The sequence below is a fragment of the Nesterenkonia flava genome, assembly GCF_031432335.1.
Taxonomy (GTDB): domain Bacteria; phylum Actinomycetota; class Actinomycetes; order Actinomycetales; family Micrococcaceae; genus Nesterenkonia; species Nesterenkonia flava.
This window is the reverse complement of sequence record NZ_JAVKGT010000001.1, coordinates 1-15,935: the sequence shown is the minus strand read 5'-3', so window position 1 is coordinate 15,935 and position 15,935 is coordinate 1. Positions and strand designations below refer to the sequence as shown.

Below are 15,935 nucleotides of genomic sequence, written 5' to 3'. Positions count from 1 at the left end.
AGCGATTTAATCGCTGAGACCCTGAAGATTGTGCCGCAGAGTACGCAGTGTCGAGGCCAACTGTGCACGTGAGGCGTCACTGAGCCCGGCAAGAACGGCCGCCTCCGCTTCTGTCACCGGCTGCTCGACCGCGGCCAGTGCCGCGGCACCCTCATCGGTCAGGTGCAGCAGAAGGCGCCTGGCATGAGTGGGGTCCTGCTCCCGCTGCACTAATCCTCTGCTCTGCAGACTGGCTACGGTCTCGGCCATCGACTGAGCCTTCACGAACGAGCGGCGTGCCAGTTCGGAGGAGGTGATGCCCGGGCGCACCCGCAGCACTGAGAGGGCGGTGTACTGGGCCGTGGTGAACCCGTGTGCCGACAGTGCGGACTCCAGGGAGGGCCGAAGGCCCGTCTCGATGAGCTTCAGCATGTAGAGGAACCACCCGCCCGGCAGCGGCTGCTGCGGGGGGTTCTCAGAGAGTTGGGTCATACCTTCACTTCCGGACGGGCGGTCAAGGGGTGGTGTTCAGCATAACTTCACCACGGGCGCAAGGGCTTTCCCGCAGACCCTCCTGCAGGTGGAAACCTCCCTTGACGTCTGATTAAGGCGGCCTGATACTGAATGTGACCTAGATCAATCGTCGTCACGCCCCCGCGGCGGCGGCACGAACACGAGGAGCCCCTATGGCAGAAGAAGCCCAGAACCGTCTCTCCGTCACCATCGATCAGCTTCCCGAGCTCGTCGGCAAAACCTTCGGGCCTTCGTCATGGCAGCGAATCACCCAGGAGGACATCAATCTCTACGCCGAGGTCTCTGGGGACCACAATCCGATCCATGTGGACCCCGAGGCCGGGCGGAACAGCCCGTTTGGCACCGTCGTGGCCCACGGATACCTCACCCTGAGCCGCGTGGTGCCGCTGATGGCCGAAGTGTTCGAGGTGACCGAGATCGGCTCTGGCATCAACTACGGCCTCGACAAGCTGCGCTTCCCCGCGCCGGTGCCGGTGGACGGACGTATCCGACTCCACGGCACCGTGACCGACGTCAAGGAGATTGCCGGCGGCTACCAGGTCCACGCCGATCTGGTGTGGGACGTCGAAGGCAATGACAAGCCCGCTTGCGCAGCCCAGCAGGTCCTGCGCTACTACCGCTGAAGGACACCATGACACAGGACACTCAGACCTACGCAGACTTCTCCGACCGAGTGGGCGAGAGCCTGCTGCAGGGCAAGGTTGCCATCGTGACCGGCGCTGGCCGGGGGCTGGGCCGCTGCTACGCACTTGCCTTGGCAGCTGCCGGCGCCGCCGTCGTCGTCAATGACGCCGACGAGGCCTCCGCCGAGGAGGTTGCCTCCTCGATCACCGCCGAGGGCGGTCAGGCGCTGGCCGTGGCCGCTCGCATCGGTCCCCTTGCCGTGGCGCAGGACCTGGTCCATCAGGCCGTCAGCACGTTCGGGCGGTTGGACATCATGGTGACCAACGCCGGTATTCTGCGGGATCGCGTCACCTGGAAGATGAGCGAGGAGGATTTCGACGCCGTCATCGAAACTCATCTGAAAGGCACCTGGACCTGCGGTCGCGCCGCGGTGGAGCACATGCGCAGCCAGGGCGAAGGGGGCCGTCTGATCCTCATCGGATCACCGGCAGGGCAGTTCGGTTCCTTCGGGCAGTCCAACTACGCTCCCGCCAAGGCCGGGATCGTCGCCCTGGGCAGGACCTGGTCCATGGAACTCGCCCGGGACGGGATTACCGTCAACGTTGTGGTGCCTACCGCGATGACCGCGATGACCGCCACAATTCCCGTCTATAAGGAATGGGCCGAGGCCTATGAGCAGGGCGTGGCGCTGCCCCAGGCCGCACGCCAGGACCATGCACTGGGCGGTCCGGAGGATGTGGCGCCGCTGATCGCCTGGCTGGCTTCCGACGATGCCCAGGGCGTCACCGGGCAGGCCATCGGCCTGGGAGGTGACCGCCTCACCCTGTACTCCCACCCCGGCGAGCTGATCACCGCTGACGAGCCTGGCGGCTGGAGCACCGCGGGCATTGCTCGGGCCTGGAGCGAACGGTTCGCCTCTCACGCCCAGCCCTCAGGCATGCCGCCCAAGCCCGATCCCCGTGAGCACCCCGCGGCGTCGGAGTCGCAGAACTCCCAGGGGTGAGCGCACCGTGCATGAGAATCACGCCAATGTATGGCAAGGAATCGCTGAACGCCGCCCGGAGCTGCCAGCAGTGGTGGCCGGAACCCGCCACTACGACTACCGGACCTTCGACGAGCAGGCCGGTCGCGTGGCCGCCTACTTCGCCGCGCAGGGAATCGGCGCCGGTGACACGGTGGGCTTCTACCTGCACAATACGGCGGAGTTTCTCATCGCGTTCTACGCGTGTCTGAAGCTGGAAGCCACGCCCGCACCGATGAACTACCGGTACCGCGCCGCGGAGATCGCCGAACTGGTGGACGTCGCCGCACCGCGGGCGTTCCTCTACCGAGCCTCATCCCGAGCGAAGGTCCGCGCCGCCCAGCACCTCTTGGGTGAGCGCGGACCCCAGCTCTGGCTCGAGATCGATGACGGCGAGTACGCCAAGGCGCCGCAGGAACCTGGTCCCGAGGGGGCGCTGAGCTTCGAGGCACTGCTTCAGGAACAGCCTGAACCGCTGCCGCATCGACACCTGAGCAAGGACGCCGAGCTTTACATCTTCACCGGCGGGACCACGGGCCGCCCCAAAGCAGTGGTCTGGGGGCTGGGCGATCTGATGGATATTCAGGAGACCTCCACCTACACACCTCTAGGCCTCACCCCGCCCCAGACGCTTGAGCAGGCGGTGGACATCGCCACCGATCCCCGGACGCCAGTGGTGCGGACCCTTCCGCTGGCGCCGTTCATCCACGCCACAGCCCTTTTCATGTCAGCCAACACGCTCAACGTAGGCGGCACGGTCGTGGTCAATCCCAATCCGAGCCTGGACGCGGATGCTGCTGCAGACCTCGCGGTGAAGCACCAGGTCACGCAGCTGGTGGTTGCCGGCGACGCCGTCGCCCTTCCCATCGCCGAAGCGCTAGAGCGGCATCCGGAGCGCGAGCGGCTGGCTGTTAATTCGGTGATGAGCTCGGGCATGCGCTTCGGAGACGAAACCAAGGCCCGGCTGCACCGCCTCAGGTCCTTGACGGTCATGGACATCCTCGCCTCCAGCGAGGGCGGGCCGTTTGCCATGGCCATCACAGGATCAGAGGACGATCTGCCGGCACGATTCCGCCTGACTGCCGACGCCGTGGTGCTTGACGACAGCCTGCGCCAGGTGCAGACAGAAGTCGGCGCCAAGGGCATCCTGGCTTTCCGCGGCGCGCTGCCGAAGGGCTACCTCAACGATCCCGAAAAGAGCCGTGACACCTATCCGGTGATCGACGGAGTCCGTCACGCCAGGCCCGGAGACTACGTGCAGGTGCTTGATGACGGCTACATCGAGTTCCTCGGACGCGGCTCGGCGGTGATCAACACCGGCGGGGAGAAAGTCTTCCCTGCTGAGGTGGAGGAGGTGCTGCTGGAGTTCGACGGTGTCCATGACGCCGTGGTCTTCGGGCTGCCGGATCAGAGGCTGGGGGAGCGGGTCTCCGCCGTCGTCGCGGTGGACGAGGGCGCATCAGTGACGCCCGAGGCCCTCCAGGAATGGGTGGGGAGCCGACTGGCCGGATACAAGAAGCCGCGCACGATCGTGGTGCGTGACAGTCTTGAGCGCACACCCGCAGGCAAGCTGAACATGCGTCGAGTCAAGGAGACAGCCAGCCGGGCGGTTCACGGGGAGACCGCCTCATGACGTCCGCGCCTCCGTCCCGGGACAAGCTGCTGGGCGAGGGAGACTTTCTCTCATGGTCCAGCCTCCTCACCGACACCGAGCACCAGGCCCTGATGCGGCAACGTCGATTCCTGGTGGAAAAGGCCCAGCCCGCCCTGGCTGAGCACTGGGACCAGGGTCTGACGCCGCACGTGCTGCGCGAGGAGTACGTGCGGGAAGGTCTAGTGCGACCAGCGGAGCTGCCCGCAGGCGAGGACCTGCGGCCGCTGTTCGTGGGGGTGCGCAACGCGGAGCTTTCCCGGATGGACGGCTCACTGGCCATCCTCATCGGGGGTCAGATCGGCATGTTCAACACGGTCATGCGTGTCGGCCTCCCCGAGCAGGAGTACGCGAACCTGCGGCCGGAGATTGAAGAGTTCCGGGTCACCGGTTGCTTTGCTCTCACGGAACCTGAGCATGGCTCGGACGTAGCCGGAGGACTCAGCACCAGTGCTGAGCGACGCGGGGACACCTGGGTGCTGCGCGGTGAGAAGAAATGGATTGGTAACGCCGAACTCTCCCAGGTGCTGCTGGTGGCCGCGGTGGACACCGCCGACGCTCAGGTGAAGGTCTTTCGGGTCCCGGCTGATGCACCCGGAGTGGACATCGAGCGCATGACCGGGAAGACCTCACTGCGGATGGTCGGTAACGCCCGGATCCGTCTGCACGAGGTCGAGGTGGCCGAGGAGATGAGGCTGCCACGCATCAACTCCTTCGCCGACCTCAATCGCGCCTTCCGCCAGCTGCGGCCGGACGTGGTCTGGAACGCCGTCGGGCTCCAAGCCGGGGTCTACGAGCACACCCTCGCCTACGCGCGGGAAAGGGAGCAATTTGGGAGGCCCATCGCGGGATTTCAGCTCGTGCAGGAGAAGCTGGCACGCATGCTGGGGAACCTCAACGCCTCGCTGGGCGTAGCAGTGCGCCTGGCCCAGCGGGAGGAGGAGACCGGCGCGCCGGTGAGCCAGGCGGAGGCCGCACTAGCCAAAAGCTGGGTGACGCGCCAGATGCGTGAGACCGCTGCCCTGGGCCGGGAGATCCTGGGAGGCAACGGCATCCTCCTGGAGCACCATGTGGCACGCTTCCATGCTGATGCCGAGTCGCTCTATACCTTTGAAGGTACCTATGAGATCAACAGTCTGATCGTGGGCCGGGCTGTCACCGGTCGCAGCGCCTTCACGACATAGCCTCACGCGTCCGTTGCAGGTGGGGACGCGTGAGGCGGCCGGAAAGTCGCTGCGCCCCCGACGGCGGAGTTTGCTATAGTTTCTCCTTGCTGCCTCGCCCGTCTGGGCAAGCCGCGCGCCTGTAGCTCAGTTGGTTAGAGCACTGCGTTTACACCGCAGGTGTCGGGGGTTCGAGTCCCTCCGGGCGCACCGATCAGATCGGTCCAGTTTCCCTTGCGGAAGGACCCTTTCATACAGCGACTACCGCAGGGTTTGCCACTCGTACTTCTCTAGTTGCCTATTCTGGCCAAGCGCTGGACTTGATGATGTCGACGAAGTTCTTTCGCTGGAATGAGGGGTCGAAATGCGACAAGACGTCGTCGTTCATGGTGCCGAAAGTAGTCTCGGGGCGGTCGGCCATGCCGTCGTAGAAGGCCCTGAGGATCTTCTCCTTGAAGTCCGGTCTCGGGTGCGCCGCAGTGACTTCCGTTCGCTGTTCCTCCGTAAGGTCGTCTAGGTGAAAGCCCAGGACATCAGTTTCGACGCCGAGGGTGACAACGGCGATCTCAGCAGCGAGGTACATGGGGACCTCAGGCGTGGTGTGCAGAGCGATAGCGAGCCACACGGCACGAGCTTCCTGCTCCGAGCGACCATGGTCGCGAAGGAAGGTGTACGCAGCCTCTGCGCCGTCGATCTCGAAGCGGCGGTGGGTGCTTCGATAGGCGCTGGTCAGGCCTAGGTCATGGAAGAGTCCACCGACGTAGGCGAGCTCGGGATCGACCTCCATACCGCGGGCCTTGGATGTGAGCATCCCCCAGAGGAAGACACGGCGCGAATGGTGGAAAATGGTCTCGTCCGCGGTATCGCGAACCAGTGACGTGGCATCGCGCACCAGGGCTGTGTCGGGGATCGTGACCCCAGCGATCGTCTCAGACATGAGGCTCCTTGGATGAGTGAGGGTGAAGACCGCCGCCTTCGGCGGTGATCTCCAGACTCACAGACCGATCTCTGTTGAGACAGGGGTGAAAGGGACTGAAATCCCACAAAACCGGACACTGCGTCCCGGAACGCCGGCACACAGTTGACTTGACGGGCCCACGCGAAGCGTCATGATTAGGCTATGGCCAAGCACCGCATCGTCTTCCTCGTCTTCCAGGGCGTGAAGCACCTGGACGTGGCGGGCCCGGCGGAGGTTTTCGCCGAAGCGACCCGTCTCGGGGCGGAGTATGACCTCACCTACGTGTCGCCGAACGGAGACGAGGTAGGCACATCTGTCGGTCTTCACCTGCAGGCGGGCAGCGCGGCTCTCAACGTTGCGACCGCCGGTACTGTGGTCATCCCCGGGGGAGACTCACTCCCACGAGGCGCTTTATCTGCTGAGCTACGATCTGCGACGGCACACTTGGTCTCCGTCGCAGATCGCGTGGCGTCGGTGTGCACAGGAGCTTTCCTCCTTGCGTCGGTAGGTGCATTGGAGGGACGGCGTGCAACGACTCACTGGGCTCACGCAGCCTTGCTCGCCAGGGTCAGTCCCGGAGTCGAAGTGATCTCAGATGCGCTGTTCCTGCAGGACGGCAAGTTTCACACCTCTGCCGGTGTTTCCTCTGGGATTGACCTCGCCTTGTCGATCGTGGAGGCTGACCATGGGCCTGAACTGGCTCGACAGGTGGCCCAGCAGCTCGTCGTGTACATGAGGCGCCCAGACGGGCAGTCCCAGTTCTCCACCCTGCTGGAGCTCTCCCGCGGTACGGGCGAGAGCGTGAAGCGCATCGTGCAGTCCGTCTCGGCGCATCCCCAAGGGAACTACGGCACCCATGAACTCGCGAAGATGGCAGGCGTCAGTTCGCGACACCTGACTCGGCTGTTTCAGGCAGAGCTAGGGATGACGCCCGCGAAATGTGTTGAACGGATTCGACTGGAGACCGCTAAAGCCCTCCTGCTTCAGGGAGAGGCCGTGGCCGCAGCAGCCGAACGGTCAGGATTTCAGACCCCCGAAACACTGAGACGGGTTTTCGTGCACCGCCTGGGGATGCCACCGAGCGCCTTCCGAGAGCGTTTCGCCTCTACGGGCAGCACAAGCAAGTGGAGTCCGGTGGACTAGACCTTGGGTGGGGACCCTCTTCAGCGCTGAGGACGCGTTTCCGCCAGGCGTGCCTGTTCTGCCGCATAGAGTGCCGCGCCCACGATGCCGGCGTTGTTCTGCAGTGCCGCTGGGACCACTTCAGCGCGCAGTCCCGTGACCTGGGGAAGGAAGTCTTCGCTGCGCTTGGAGATCCCGCCCCCGATGATGAAGAGGCCAGTGGGCTGGATGCGCTCGACGTGCCTCAGGTACCGGCGCAGAGTCTCTCCGTACTCATCCCAGGGCATATCGGCGCGTTCGCGGGCGGCCGCGGAGACCTTGGTCTCGGCCACCACGCCTTCAAACTCCAGATGCCCCAACTCCGAGTTGGGCACCAGGACTCCGTCGTGCACCAACGCCGAGCCGATGCCCGTGCCCAGGGTGATCATCATGACGGTGCCTTCGCGGTTGGCTCCGGCGCCGTACCGTGCCTCAGCCAGTCCGGCGGCGTCGGCGTCGTTCATCGTGGAGACGTGGCCGGGAAGGTGCTTCAGCAGAGCCGCCGCGTCACACTCCAGCCAGGAGTCATCGATATTGGCGGCCGAGAGAACCACATTGTCGATGACGATGCCCGGGAACGTCACGCCCACTGCCAGTTCCTGCTCAGCAGGAGCCTTCTCGCGCTGGAGGAGCTCCTCGAGAATGGTGGCGATCACCTCGGCCACGGCCTGAGGCGTGGCTGGCTTGGGCGTGGGGATGCGGAAGCGCTCCCCGATGAGCTTGCCCTTGCGGAGATTGACGATGCCGCCCTTGATACCGGTACCGCCCACGTCGATGCCGATGGCACGCTTGGGCAGCTCAGGCAGAGTGGCGCTGGCCGGGCCGAGTGATTCTGCAGCGGGCGATGTCTGGTCTGGCTTGGTCATAGTTCTCCGCGGGCGAGTGAAGGGGGTACGGAAAGACAGCGCCACGCTGCGCCGGAATGCGGGTACAGTATACCGCCCCCGCGCTCAGGGCGGGAGCAGCGCCCCGGTCCGAAGCGCGGGCAGTGCTGGTGGAATCTTCAGCTGTCCGCCGAGGAAGGCAGCGTGAGGATCTCGGCGCCCTCCTCGGTGACCACCACCGTGTGCTCAAACTGTGCGGTGCGCTTTCGGTCACGGGTCACCGCCGTCCAGCCGTCCTCCCACAGGTCCCAGTGTCGGGTGCCCAGCGTGAGCATCGGCTCCACGGTGAAGACCATTCCGGGCTCCAGGGGCTGCGAGTAGTCCGGTGCCGCGTCGTAATGGGGTATGACCAGTCCCGTGTGGAAGGCCGGCCCCACGCCGTGGCCGATGAACTCATGCACCGTCCCGTAGCCGAAGCGCCGGGCATAGACCTCGATGGCACGACCGATCACGTTGATGGGCCGGCCGGGCTTGACCGCGCGGATGCCGCGCATCATGGCTTCATGACTGCGCTCAACGAGCAGGCGGGACTCCTCGTCCACGTCCCCGACCAGGAAGGTGACGTTGTGGTCACCGTGAACTCCGTCGAGGTAGGCGGTAATGTCCAGATTCACGATGTCCCCGTCCTGCAGGACCGTCGAATCGGGGATCCCGTGGCAGACCACCTCGTTGACCGAGGTGCAGATCGACTTGGGGAAGCCCTTGTAGTTCAAGCAGCTGGGATACGCCCCGCGCTCAATGAGGTACTCATGGGCAAACGCGTCGAGCTCGTCCGTGGTCACGCCGGGCCTGATGTGCTCTCCGGTGGCGACCATGGCATCGGCGGCCAGCCGTGCGGCTCGGCGGATACGGTCGATCGTCTCCGCGTCGAAGACGTCCGGTCCGGTGTAGCGCGGCGGTTCGGAAAGCCCCACGTAATTGGGCTTGTCGATGTGGCCGGGAACCGGCCGTTCGCGAGAGAGCGTGCCCTTGGTCAGAGTGCCCACGGGGGCGGTGGAGATCGCTGAGGCCATGGCCGCCATCCTACGCGTTCGCCTCGTGCAGGAGTACTCGGCGGCAGTACTTGAATCTGCTGGCAGGCGGCGTACCCTGAAGCCATGACCGAGTACTGGTACAACGTGCGCACAGCCCAGATCGAAGAGGGCCCCCAGTCCAGTTGGAAACACCTTCTGGGTCCCTATGCCACCCCGGAGGACGCAGCTGCTGCGTTGGAGCGGGTCAAGGCCAACAATGAACGCTGGGATGAGGAGGAGGAGAACGACGACGCCAGGTGACGTCGTCGTGCCTCACTCGAAGCCGTGCTCAGGCGCCGGGAATTCTCCGCTGAGCACATCCCGGCGGTAGCTGCTGACTGCTGAGGAGATCACCCCGCGCAGGTCGGCGTACTGTTTGACGAACTTCGGCAGACGTCCGTTGTTCAGTCCCAGCATGTCCTGCCAGACGAGCACCTGGCCTGTTGTGGCGTTTCCTGCTCCGATGCCGATGGTGGGAATGCGCAGCGCCGACTCGACCTCGGCCGCAACCTCGCTGGGCACCATCTCCAGCACCACGCTGAAGGCGCCGGCCTCCTCCATAGCGCGTGCGTCGGCGAGTACCTGCGCGGCGGCCTCACCGCGGCCCTGGACCCGGTAGCCGCCCATCGCGTGTTCGGACTGTGGCGTGAAGCCCACGTGCCCCACCACCGGGATGCCCGCGGAGACCATGGCGCGCACCTGAGGAGCCATCGTGGCGTCGCCCTCCATCTTGACCGCGTGCACTCCTGACTCCTTGAGGAACCGGACCCCCGTCTCCACCGCCTGGGCGGGGGAAGCCTCATAGGAACCGAAGGGGAGGTCGGCCACCACCAGGGCGCGCGAGGCGCCATTGACGACGCTCTTGGAGAAGACGAGCATCTCGTCGACGGTGATGGGCAGCGTAGTGCCGCGGCGCATCATGACGTTCGCGGCGGAGTCGCCCACCAGCAGAACTTCGATGCCCGCCTCGTCAAAGACTCCGGCGATCATCGCGTCGTACGCGGTCAGCATGGAGAACTTCTGTCCCGTCTCCTTGAACTGCTGCAGGTGGACGGTGCGCACACGCTTGGGCGTCAGGGACGTGGACTGCTCAGGGGCACCGGCGCCGTACGGGGCGCTCTGCTCGGCACCGGTGGGGGCCGCATGCTCGGGGGATGACATGCCCCACAGCCTACTGGAAGCGTTAGAGTAGGAGCGCGAGGAAGCAAGTAGGTGCAAGCCCGCCAGTCTCAGGAGGCCGTAGAGGAATGGACCGTCAGCAGGAATTCGTACTGCGCACCATCGAGGAGCGCGATGTTCGCTTCGTGCGCCTCTGGTTCACCGACGTGGTCGGCTCCCTGAAGTCAGTGGCGCTGGCGCCTGCTGAGGTCGAAGGCGCCTTCGCGGAGGGACTGGGCTTTGACGGGTCCTCGATCGAAGGGCTCTCCCGCGTCTTCGAGGCCGACATGCTGCTGAAGCCGGATCCCTCCAGCTTCCAGATCCTTCCCTGGCGGGGGGAGGAAGAGCCGACCTCGCGCATGTTCTGCGACATCCTGACTCCGGACCAGGAGCCTGCCGCCGGAGATCCTCGTTATGTGCTGCGCCGCCAGCTCGACGCCGCCGCAGAGATGGGATTCACCTGCTACACCCACCCGGAGATCGAGTTCTATCTGCTGAACTCTGAGGAGCCCGGCAGCAACGGCGAGCCCGTACCGGCCGACCGGGCCGGGTACTTTGACCACATCACCGGCTCCGTGGCCCAGGACCTGCGCCGACACACCGTCAACATGCTTGAGGCCGTGGGCATCTCCGTGGAGTTCAGCCACAACGAGGTGGGCCCGGGCCAGAACGAGATCGATCTGCGCTACGCCGATGCCCTGACGACCGCGGACAACATCATGACCTTCCGCACGATCGTCAAAGAGGTGGCGCTGTCCTACGACAAGTACGCGACCTTCATGCCTAAGCCGTTCTCCGAACACCCTGGCTCGGCCATGCACACCCATTTCAGTCTCTTCGAGGGCGACACCAACGCCTTCTTCGCCCCCAACGCCGAGTACAACCTCTCGACCACGGCACGTCAGTTCATTGCCGGTGTGCTCACCCACGCCCCCGAGTTCACCGCTGTCACCAACCAGTTCGTGAACTCTTACAAGCGCCTGTGGGGCGGGGGAGAGGCCCCCAGCCACGTCTCCTGGGGCCACAACAACCGCTCCGCACTGGTCCGTGTGCCGCTGCACAAGCCCACCAAGGGCGGCTCCGCACGCGTGGAGTTCCGCGGCATCGACTCCTCCGCCAACCCCTACCTGGCCTACGCCGTTGCCATCGGCGCGGGGCTGAAGGGCATTCGCGAGGAGTATGAGCTGGGCGAGGCCATTACCGAGGACGTCTGGGGCCTGACCACGGCCGAGCGTAAGGCTCTGGGGATCAAGCCTCTGCCGGGAACCCTGCATGAGGCGCTGCGTCAGATGGAGGACTCGGAGCTGGTGGCCGAGATTCTTGGGGAGCAGGTCTTCGAGAACTTCCTGCGTAACAAGCAGCAGGAGTGGGATGAGTACCGCGTAAACGTCTCGCCCTGGGAGATCAACCGTTACCTGGGCATGATCTGATCCCACTTCTGGTTTATGCCGCAGCCCTCAGCCCGTGATCTCATCTCCGCCGGATTCCAGGAGCTCGAGCGCGCTCAGAGCTTCCTGAACGACGCCCAGCTTGAGGACCTCGACACGGCGGCGCTGGTGGCCTGCTTCCGCGAAGCTCCCCAGCCGGACAAGGCTCTTCTGCTGCTGATACGGCTGCTGGAGCGCGCCCCGGATCTCGCCGGGCTCTTTGCGGATCCCGACGACGGCTACCGACGGGCCGTGCCGCTGGTTCGGCTGCTCGGAGCCTCCCAGGCGCTTGGGGAGTTCCTGATTCGCCATCCCGACCACACGGACCTTCTCTGGGAGGACTCCGGGCCGGACTCTGCGGAGCAGCTCCCCGAGGAGGAGAGGGGGGTGCTGAGCCTCCAGTCCCTGCGGCAACGTCTGATGGCCGTAGTGGGCGCAGACCCTGAGGATCGCATGCCGCAGGCCTGTCTCGGAGAGACCCGCAGCCTGCAGGAGGCTGCCACCGCACTGCGCGTGGCCTATCGGCGTCAGCTGACGCACATCGCCCTGCAGGACCTGGCTGCACCAGACCCGTTGGCGATCCAGCCCCTGATCTCCCGGCAGCTGGCCGACGCCGCGGGGGCCGCGATTGATGCAGCCTTGGCTGTGGCGCGTGCCGACCTCGCCTCCCGGCAGCGAGAGGCCGGCCAGGTGGAGCTGGCCGTGATCGGCATGGGCAAATGCGGAGCCCGGGAGCTGAACTATATCTCTGATGTGGATGTCATCTTCGTCCACCGTGCCCCCGATGATCTGGAAGGGGGACTGGCCGGGCGTCTGGCGGTGGAGCTCGCCTCGGGCATCTCCAAGGTGCTCGGAGCGTCTGTCGGGGAGCCCGCCCTGTGGGAGATTGACGCTAACCTCCGGCCCGAGGGTAAGGACGGGCCACTCTCGCGCACTCTGGACTCGCACGTGGAGTACTACCGGCGCTGGGCTCACGGCTGGGAGTTTCAGGCTCAGCTGAAGGCGCGCCCGCTGGCGGGCAGCCTGAGCCTCGGCGAAGACTATATGGCCGGTGTCTCACCCATGGTGTGGCAGTCTTCCGCCGCGGAAGGCTTCGTGGAGAACGTCCAGGCCATGCGTCGTCGGGTCTTCGAGAACATCCCCGCCCAGCACGCTGGTCGGGAGATCAAGCTGGGTCGCGGGGGCCTGCGGGACATCGAGTTCACCATTCAGCTGCTGCAGCTGGTCCACGGGCGAGTGGATGAGTCGCTGCGTGTGCCCGATACCCTGTCAGCCATTGCTGCGCTGGAGGCCGGGGAGTACATCTCCAGCAAGGACGCGGCGGCCGCCTCGCGGTGCTACCGGCAGCTGCGGCTCTACGAACACCGCATTCAGATGATCAATATGCGCCGCACCCATCTGATGCCTCAGAAGGAAGCTGAGCTGCGGGCCTTGGCGGCCTCTGTTCTGCCTCCGGGCATCGGCAAGCGGCCTGCGGGGGAGGACGTGCTGAATCAGTGGCGCGCGGTGGTCCGCGAGGTCTCAGCCTTCCATGAGATCATCTTCTACCGGCCCCTGCTCTCGACCACCGCGGTGCTCTCCGACGACGACGTCAAGCTCTCGGCCGAAGCCGCGCAGGCTCGCCTGGCGGCTCTGGGCTACCGGGACCCGCAGGGCGCGATGCGTCATATTGAGGCTCTCACGCAGGGGGTCTCCCGGCGGGCTACGCTGCAGCGTCGAATCCTGCCGGTGATGCTGGGATGGTTCGCCGAGGGTGTGGATCCTGACCGGGGTCTGCTCGCATTTCGGCGGCTCAGCGAGTCTCTGGGGCAGAGCCCCTGGTACCTGACGATGCTGCGGGACTCCTCCGTGGCGGCCGAGCGACTGTGCCACGTTCTGTCAAGCTCCCGTTTCATCTCCGACATGCTCGAGCACATGCCCGAGGCCGCTAAATGGCTGGGTGACGATGCGGAGCTGCGGCCCAGAGGATTCGAGACGCAGTGGACTGAGGTGCAGAACGCGCTGTCCCGGCACAGTGGGGATGCTGAGGCGGCGGTGCGTCTGGCGCGGTTGGTGAGGCAGCGGGAAGTGCTGCGTACTGCCGTCGCCGACGCCGCCGGTCTGCTGCAGGTAGAGGAAGTCGGCCGGGCACTGGCCGAGACAGACCGTGTGGCGACGCTCGGTGCCCTGCGAGTGGCCGAGGAGGAAGTCTTCGCCGCCGAGGGTCAGCACATCGAATTCCTGGTGGTCGCCATGGGGCGGCAGGGCGGCCGGGAGATTGCCTACGGTTCGGACATGGACGCGATGTTCGTCCACCGCGCACTGCCCGGGGCTGACCGTTCCGCCGCAGACCGCCAGGCTCAGAAGCTGGCGGCTCGACTGACCGCTCTGCTCTCCAAGCCGGTGAAACCGGCTGTCCGCGGAGAGTTTCCCCTCCAGCTGGACGCAGACCTGCGTCCTGAGGGCAAGAAGGGGGCTCTCTCCAGGTCCTTGGACTCCTTTGCCGAGTACTACCGGCGGTGGATGGAGATCTGGGAGCGTCAAGCGCTGCTGCGTGCCCGGCCGGTGGCCGGCAGCGACCAGCTGGCCCAGGACTTCCTCGAGCTGATCAACGGCGTCCGCTACGCTGAGCCGCCGTCGCCGGCTCAGGTCCGCGAGATCCGTCGCATCAAAGCGCGCGTGGAATCCGAACGGCTGCCCCGAGGCGCTGACCCGGCACGGCACGTCAAGCTCGGTCGCGGCGGACTCTCAGATGTCGAGTGGCTGATTCAGCTCGAGCAGCTTCAGCATGCGCATCAGCTGCGGGTGTTGCGGACCACATCCACAATGGACGCTGTGAATGCTCTCGTCGACCAGGGACTGATGTCCCCCGATGATGCCCGGGCGTTGGCCGAGGCGTGGGTGCTGTGCACCCGGGTCCGAGCCGCGATCATGGTCTACAGCGGCAAGACGAGCGATGTGCTGCCATCCGCTCGACATGACTTGGAAGCGGTCTCCCGCTGGTGCGGCTTCCCGCCGGGCAGTGCGAGGGACTTCGAGGAGCACTACCTTCGCACCACCCGGCGAGCCCGTCAGGTCTTCGAGCGGCTCTTCTACGGAGACTGACATGAGTGCTGCTGTTCCTGTCGAAACTTCTGGCGGAGGCGACAGAAACAGCGGTACCAGATAGCAGGGGTGTGCCTCAGGACGGCTGTGGTGCCAGCAGCTCCAGTGTCCGGTGCTGGACGTCCTCATCCGGGGCAAGGTTGACGAGCATGAGCTCGTCGGCCTGCACGGTATCGGCAAAGCGTCCCAGCCAGTCAAAGACCTCCTGCTGCGTGCCTGACACCGTCTGAGAGAGCATGGTGAGCACCTGCTGCCCCGCCGGATGATCGCGGAGCATGGTGACGTCGTCGGCGCTCAGGTGCTTGTTCCGGCCCAGCATGGTCTTGATCCAGCCGTCTTCAGCTTTGCGGCGCTGCTGGGCCGCCAGGTCGGCATCGTCGTGGGCGATCACGTTGGCGGCGGCAATGAAGTACGGCTTGGCGTCCGGGCCGGCGAGGGACTGGCTGGCGTCAAAATTCTCACGGTAGGTGTGTGCGGCGTGCTCCAGCATCTGTGGGGCAAAGTGCGAGGCGAAGGCGTAGGGGAGTCCCAGCTGGGCTGCGAGCTGAGCACCGTACAGTGAAGAGCCGAGGATGTAGAGCGGCACATTCGTGCGCCAGCCTGGATAGGCGTTGACCCCCGGGATGCGACTGTATCCGGTGAGGTAGCCGTTGAGCTCCATGATGTCCGATTGGAAGCGGTCAGCCTCAGTGCCGTCGCGCCGCAGGGCCCGCATGGTGGCCCCGTCAGTGCCCGGGGCACGGCCTAGGCCCAGATCGATGCGACCGGGATAGAGCGTCTCGAGTGTGCCGAACTGCTCAGCGATGACCAGAGGGGAGTGGTTGGGCAGCATGATGCCCCCCGCTCCCACACGCACGGTGTCAGTGTTCGCGGCGATGTGCTGAATCAGCAGCGAGGTTGCCGACGACGCCACGGCTGGCATGTTGTGGTGCTCGGCGAACCAGATACGGGTGTAGCCGAGGGAGTCTGCGGTCTGGGCCAGCCGGACGGAGCGGGCGATGCCTTCGCTGATGCTGCTTCCCTCAGGCACGCGGGCGAGGTCCAGCAGTGAGAGGGGACGAGGTGCTGTGGAGGTCATAATCAGTCCCAACGCCCGACGGCGTCGTTCTCATCCCACAACCTCGCGTGCCTCATGGGAGCGCAGGGAAGATTCAGTTCCTCAAGACGGCCCAGGCGATCAACCGATCCAGGCGACGAACGTCTACTTGCTTGCCCACTTTGATGGCTCTTCGGATTTCAGGTGGGGGCGGGGTGACACGCCGAGGAGACTGGTGAGTC

General features: G+C 65.4%; 14 protein-coding genes and 1 tRNA gene. 9 read left to right on the top strand and 6 right to left on the bottom strand.

Going from position 1 to position 15,935, the window contains the following annotated elements:
- Window positions 1–6 precede the first annotated feature (6 nt).
- On the bottom strand, window positions 7–471 hold the full coding sequence (locus tag RH857_RS00075; RefSeq protein WP_310535911.1) for a MarR family winged helix-turn-helix transcriptional regulator: 465 nt from the start codon (window positions 469–471) through the stop codon (window positions 7–9).
- Between the two features lie 194 nt (window positions 472–665).
- Here RH857_RS00075 and RH857_RS00070 point away from each other — a divergent pair, with 194 nt between their 5' ends.
- The 5 genes from RH857_RS00070 (at window position 666) to RH857_RS00050 (ending at window position 5,182) form a co-directional block, all read left to right on the top strand.
- Entirely contained in the window at window positions 666–1,136 is a 471-nt protein-coding gene (locus tag RH857_RS00070; protein WP_310535909.1) for a MaoC family dehydratase, read from the top strand.
- An 8-nt stretch (window positions 1,137–1,144) separates the two neighbouring features.
- Entirely contained in the window at window positions 1,145–2,140 is a 996-nt protein-coding gene (locus RH857_RS00065) for an SDR family NAD(P)-dependent oxidoreductase (RefSeq protein WP_310535907.1), read from the top strand.
- A 7-nt stretch (window positions 2,141–2,147) separates the two neighbouring features.
- A complete protein-coding gene (locus RH857_RS00060; protein WP_310535905.1) occupies window positions 2,148–3,791 on the top strand; it encodes an AMP-binding protein in 1,644 nt (547 codons plus the stop codon).
- Window positions 3,788–4,993 carry an acyl-CoA dehydrogenase family protein gene (locus RH857_RS00055; RefSeq protein ID WP_310535904.1) on the top strand — a complete coding sequence of 402 codons (1,206 nt, stop codon included), beginning with the start codon at window positions 3,788–3,790 and terminating at the stop codon, window positions 4,991–4,993. The genes RH857_RS00060 and RH857_RS00055 overlap by 4 nt, the downstream gene beginning before the upstream one ends.
- Before the next feature lie 115 nt (window positions 4,994–5,108).
- Window positions 5,109–5,182 (top strand) — tRNA-Val (locus RH857_RS00050).
- A gap of 88 nt (window positions 5,183–5,270) precedes the next feature.
- Here RH857_RS00050 and RH857_RS00045 read toward each other — a convergent pair.
- On the bottom strand, window positions 5,271–5,909 hold the full coding sequence (locus RH857_RS00045) for an HD domain-containing protein (protein ID WP_310535903.1): 639 nt from the start codon (window positions 5,907–5,909) through the stop codon (window positions 5,271–5,273).
- Window positions 5,910–6,092: 183 nt separating this feature from the next.
- Between RH857_RS00045 and RH857_RS00040 the strand changes: the two genes are divergently transcribed.
- Complete coding sequence (locus RH857_RS00040) at window positions 6,093–7,073, top strand: GlxA family transcriptional regulator (RefSeq protein ID WP_310535901.1); 981 nt, start codon at window positions 6,093–6,095, stop codon at window positions 7,071–7,073.
- A gap of 20 nt (window positions 7,074–7,093) precedes the next feature.
- On the opposite strand, the gene ppgK is transcribed toward RH857_RS00040, so the two are convergent.
- Together ppgK and map are read right to left on the bottom strand one after the other, a co-directional pair.
- Complete coding sequence (ppgK, locus tag RH857_RS00035; RefSeq protein WP_310535900.1) at window positions 7,094–7,957, bottom strand: polyphosphate--glucose phosphotransferase; 864 nt, start codon at window positions 7,955–7,957, stop codon at window positions 7,094–7,096.
- Between the two features lie 137 nt (window positions 7,958–8,094).
- The gene (gene map, locus RH857_RS00030) at window positions 8,095–8,988 is read right to left on the bottom strand and encodes a type I methionyl aminopeptidase (protein ID WP_310535899.1); all 894 of its coding nucleotides are present in this window, start codon (window positions 8,986–8,988) and stop codon (window positions 8,095–8,097) included.
- An 84-nt stretch (window positions 8,989–9,072) separates the two neighbouring features.
- Between map and RH857_RS00025 the strand changes: the two genes are divergently transcribed.
- A complete protein-coding gene (locus tag RH857_RS00025; protein ID WP_310535898.1) occupies window positions 9,073–9,249 on the top strand; it encodes an SPOR domain-containing protein in 177 nt (58 codons plus the stop codon).
- 12 nt (window positions 9,250–9,261) lie between these two features.
- Here the strand turns inward: RH857_RS00025 and panB are convergent, their stop codons facing one another.
- The gene (gene panB / locus RH857_RS00020) at window positions 9,262–10,149 is read right to left on the bottom strand and encodes a 3-methyl-2-oxobutanoate hydroxymethyltransferase (protein ID WP_310535896.1); all 888 of its coding nucleotides are present in this window, start codon (window positions 10,147–10,149) and stop codon (window positions 9,262–9,264) included.
- 86 nt (window positions 10,150–10,235) lie between these two features.
- Between panB and glnA the strand changes: the two genes are divergently transcribed.
- Window positions 10,236–11,576 (top strand): type I glutamate--ammonia ligase, encoded by a 1,341-nt coding sequence (glnA, locus tag RH857_RS00015; protein ID WP_310535895.1) that lies wholly within the window; start codon window positions 10,236–10,238, stop codon window positions 11,574–11,576.
- A 15-nt stretch (window positions 11,577–11,591) separates the two neighbouring features.
- Complete coding sequence (locus RH857_RS00010) at window positions 11,592–14,657, top strand: bifunctional [glutamine synthetase] adenylyltransferase/[glutamine synthetase]-adenylyl-L-tyrosine phosphorylase (protein ID WP_310535894.1); 3,066 nt, start codon at window positions 11,592–11,594, stop codon at window positions 14,655–14,657.
- 76 nt (window positions 14,658–14,733) lie between these two features.
- Here the strand turns inward: RH857_RS00010 and RH857_RS00005 are convergent, their stop codons facing one another.
- Window positions 14,734–15,735 carry an LLM class flavin-dependent oxidoreductase gene (locus tag RH857_RS00005; protein WP_310535893.1) on the bottom strand — a complete coding sequence of 334 codons (1,002 nt, stop codon included), beginning with the start codon at window positions 15,733–15,735 and terminating at the stop codon, window positions 14,734–14,736.
- Window positions 15,736–15,935: the final 200 nt, after the last annotated feature.

What these genes read in the sequence shown, in the direction of transcription:
- RH857_RS00075 (WP_310535911.1), bottom strand. Translation starts at nt 471, where the DNA reads ATGACCCAACTCTCTGAGAACCCCCCGCAGCAGCCGCTGCCGGGCGGG.
- RH857_RS00070 (WP_310535909.1), top strand. Translation starts at nt 666, where the DNA reads ATGGCAGAAGAAGCCCAGAACCGTCTCTCCGTCACCATCGATCAGCTT.
- RH857_RS00065 (WP_310535907.1), top strand. Translation starts at nt 1,145, where the DNA reads ATGACACAGGACACTCAGACCTACGCAGACTTCTCCGACCGAGTGGGC.
- RH857_RS00055 (WP_310535904.1), top strand. Translation starts at nt 3,788, where the DNA reads ATGACGTCCGCGCCTCCGTCCCGGGACAAGCTGCTGGGCGAGGGAGAC.
- RH857_RS00045 (WP_310535903.1), bottom strand. Translation starts at nt 5,909, where the DNA reads ATGTCTGAGACGATCGCTGGGGTCACGATCCCCGACACAGCCCTGGTG.
- RH857_RS00040 (WP_310535901.1), top strand. Translation starts at nt 6,093, where the DNA reads ATGGCCAAGCACCGCATCGTCTTCCTCGTCTTCCAGGGCGTGAAGCAC.
- ppgK (WP_310535900.1), bottom strand. Translation starts at nt 7,957, where the DNA reads ATGACCAAGCCAGACCAGACATCGCCCGCTGCAGAATCACTCGGCCCG.
- map (WP_310535899.1), bottom strand. Translation starts at nt 8,988, where the DNA reads ATGGCCTCAGCGATCTCCACCGCCCCCGTGGGCACTCTGACCAAGGGC.
- RH857_RS00025 (WP_310535898.1), top strand. Translation starts at nt 9,073, where the DNA reads ATGACCGAGTACTGGTACAACGTGCGCACAGCCCAGATCGAAGAGGGC.
- panB (WP_310535896.1), bottom strand. Translation starts at nt 10,149, where the DNA reads ATGTCATCCCCCGAGCATGCGGCCCCCACCGGTGCCGAGCAGAGCGCC.
- glnA (WP_310535895.1), top strand. Translation starts at nt 10,236, where the DNA reads ATGGACCGTCAGCAGGAATTCGTACTGCGCACCATCGAGGAGCGCGAT.
- RH857_RS00010 (WP_310535894.1), top strand. Translation starts at nt 11,592, where the DNA reads ATGCCGCAGCCCTCAGCCCGTGATCTCATCTCCGCCGGATTCCAGGAG.
- RH857_RS00005 (WP_310535893.1), bottom strand. Translation starts at nt 15,735, where the DNA reads ATGACCTCCACAGCACCTCGTCCCCTCTCACTGCTGGACCTCGCCCGC.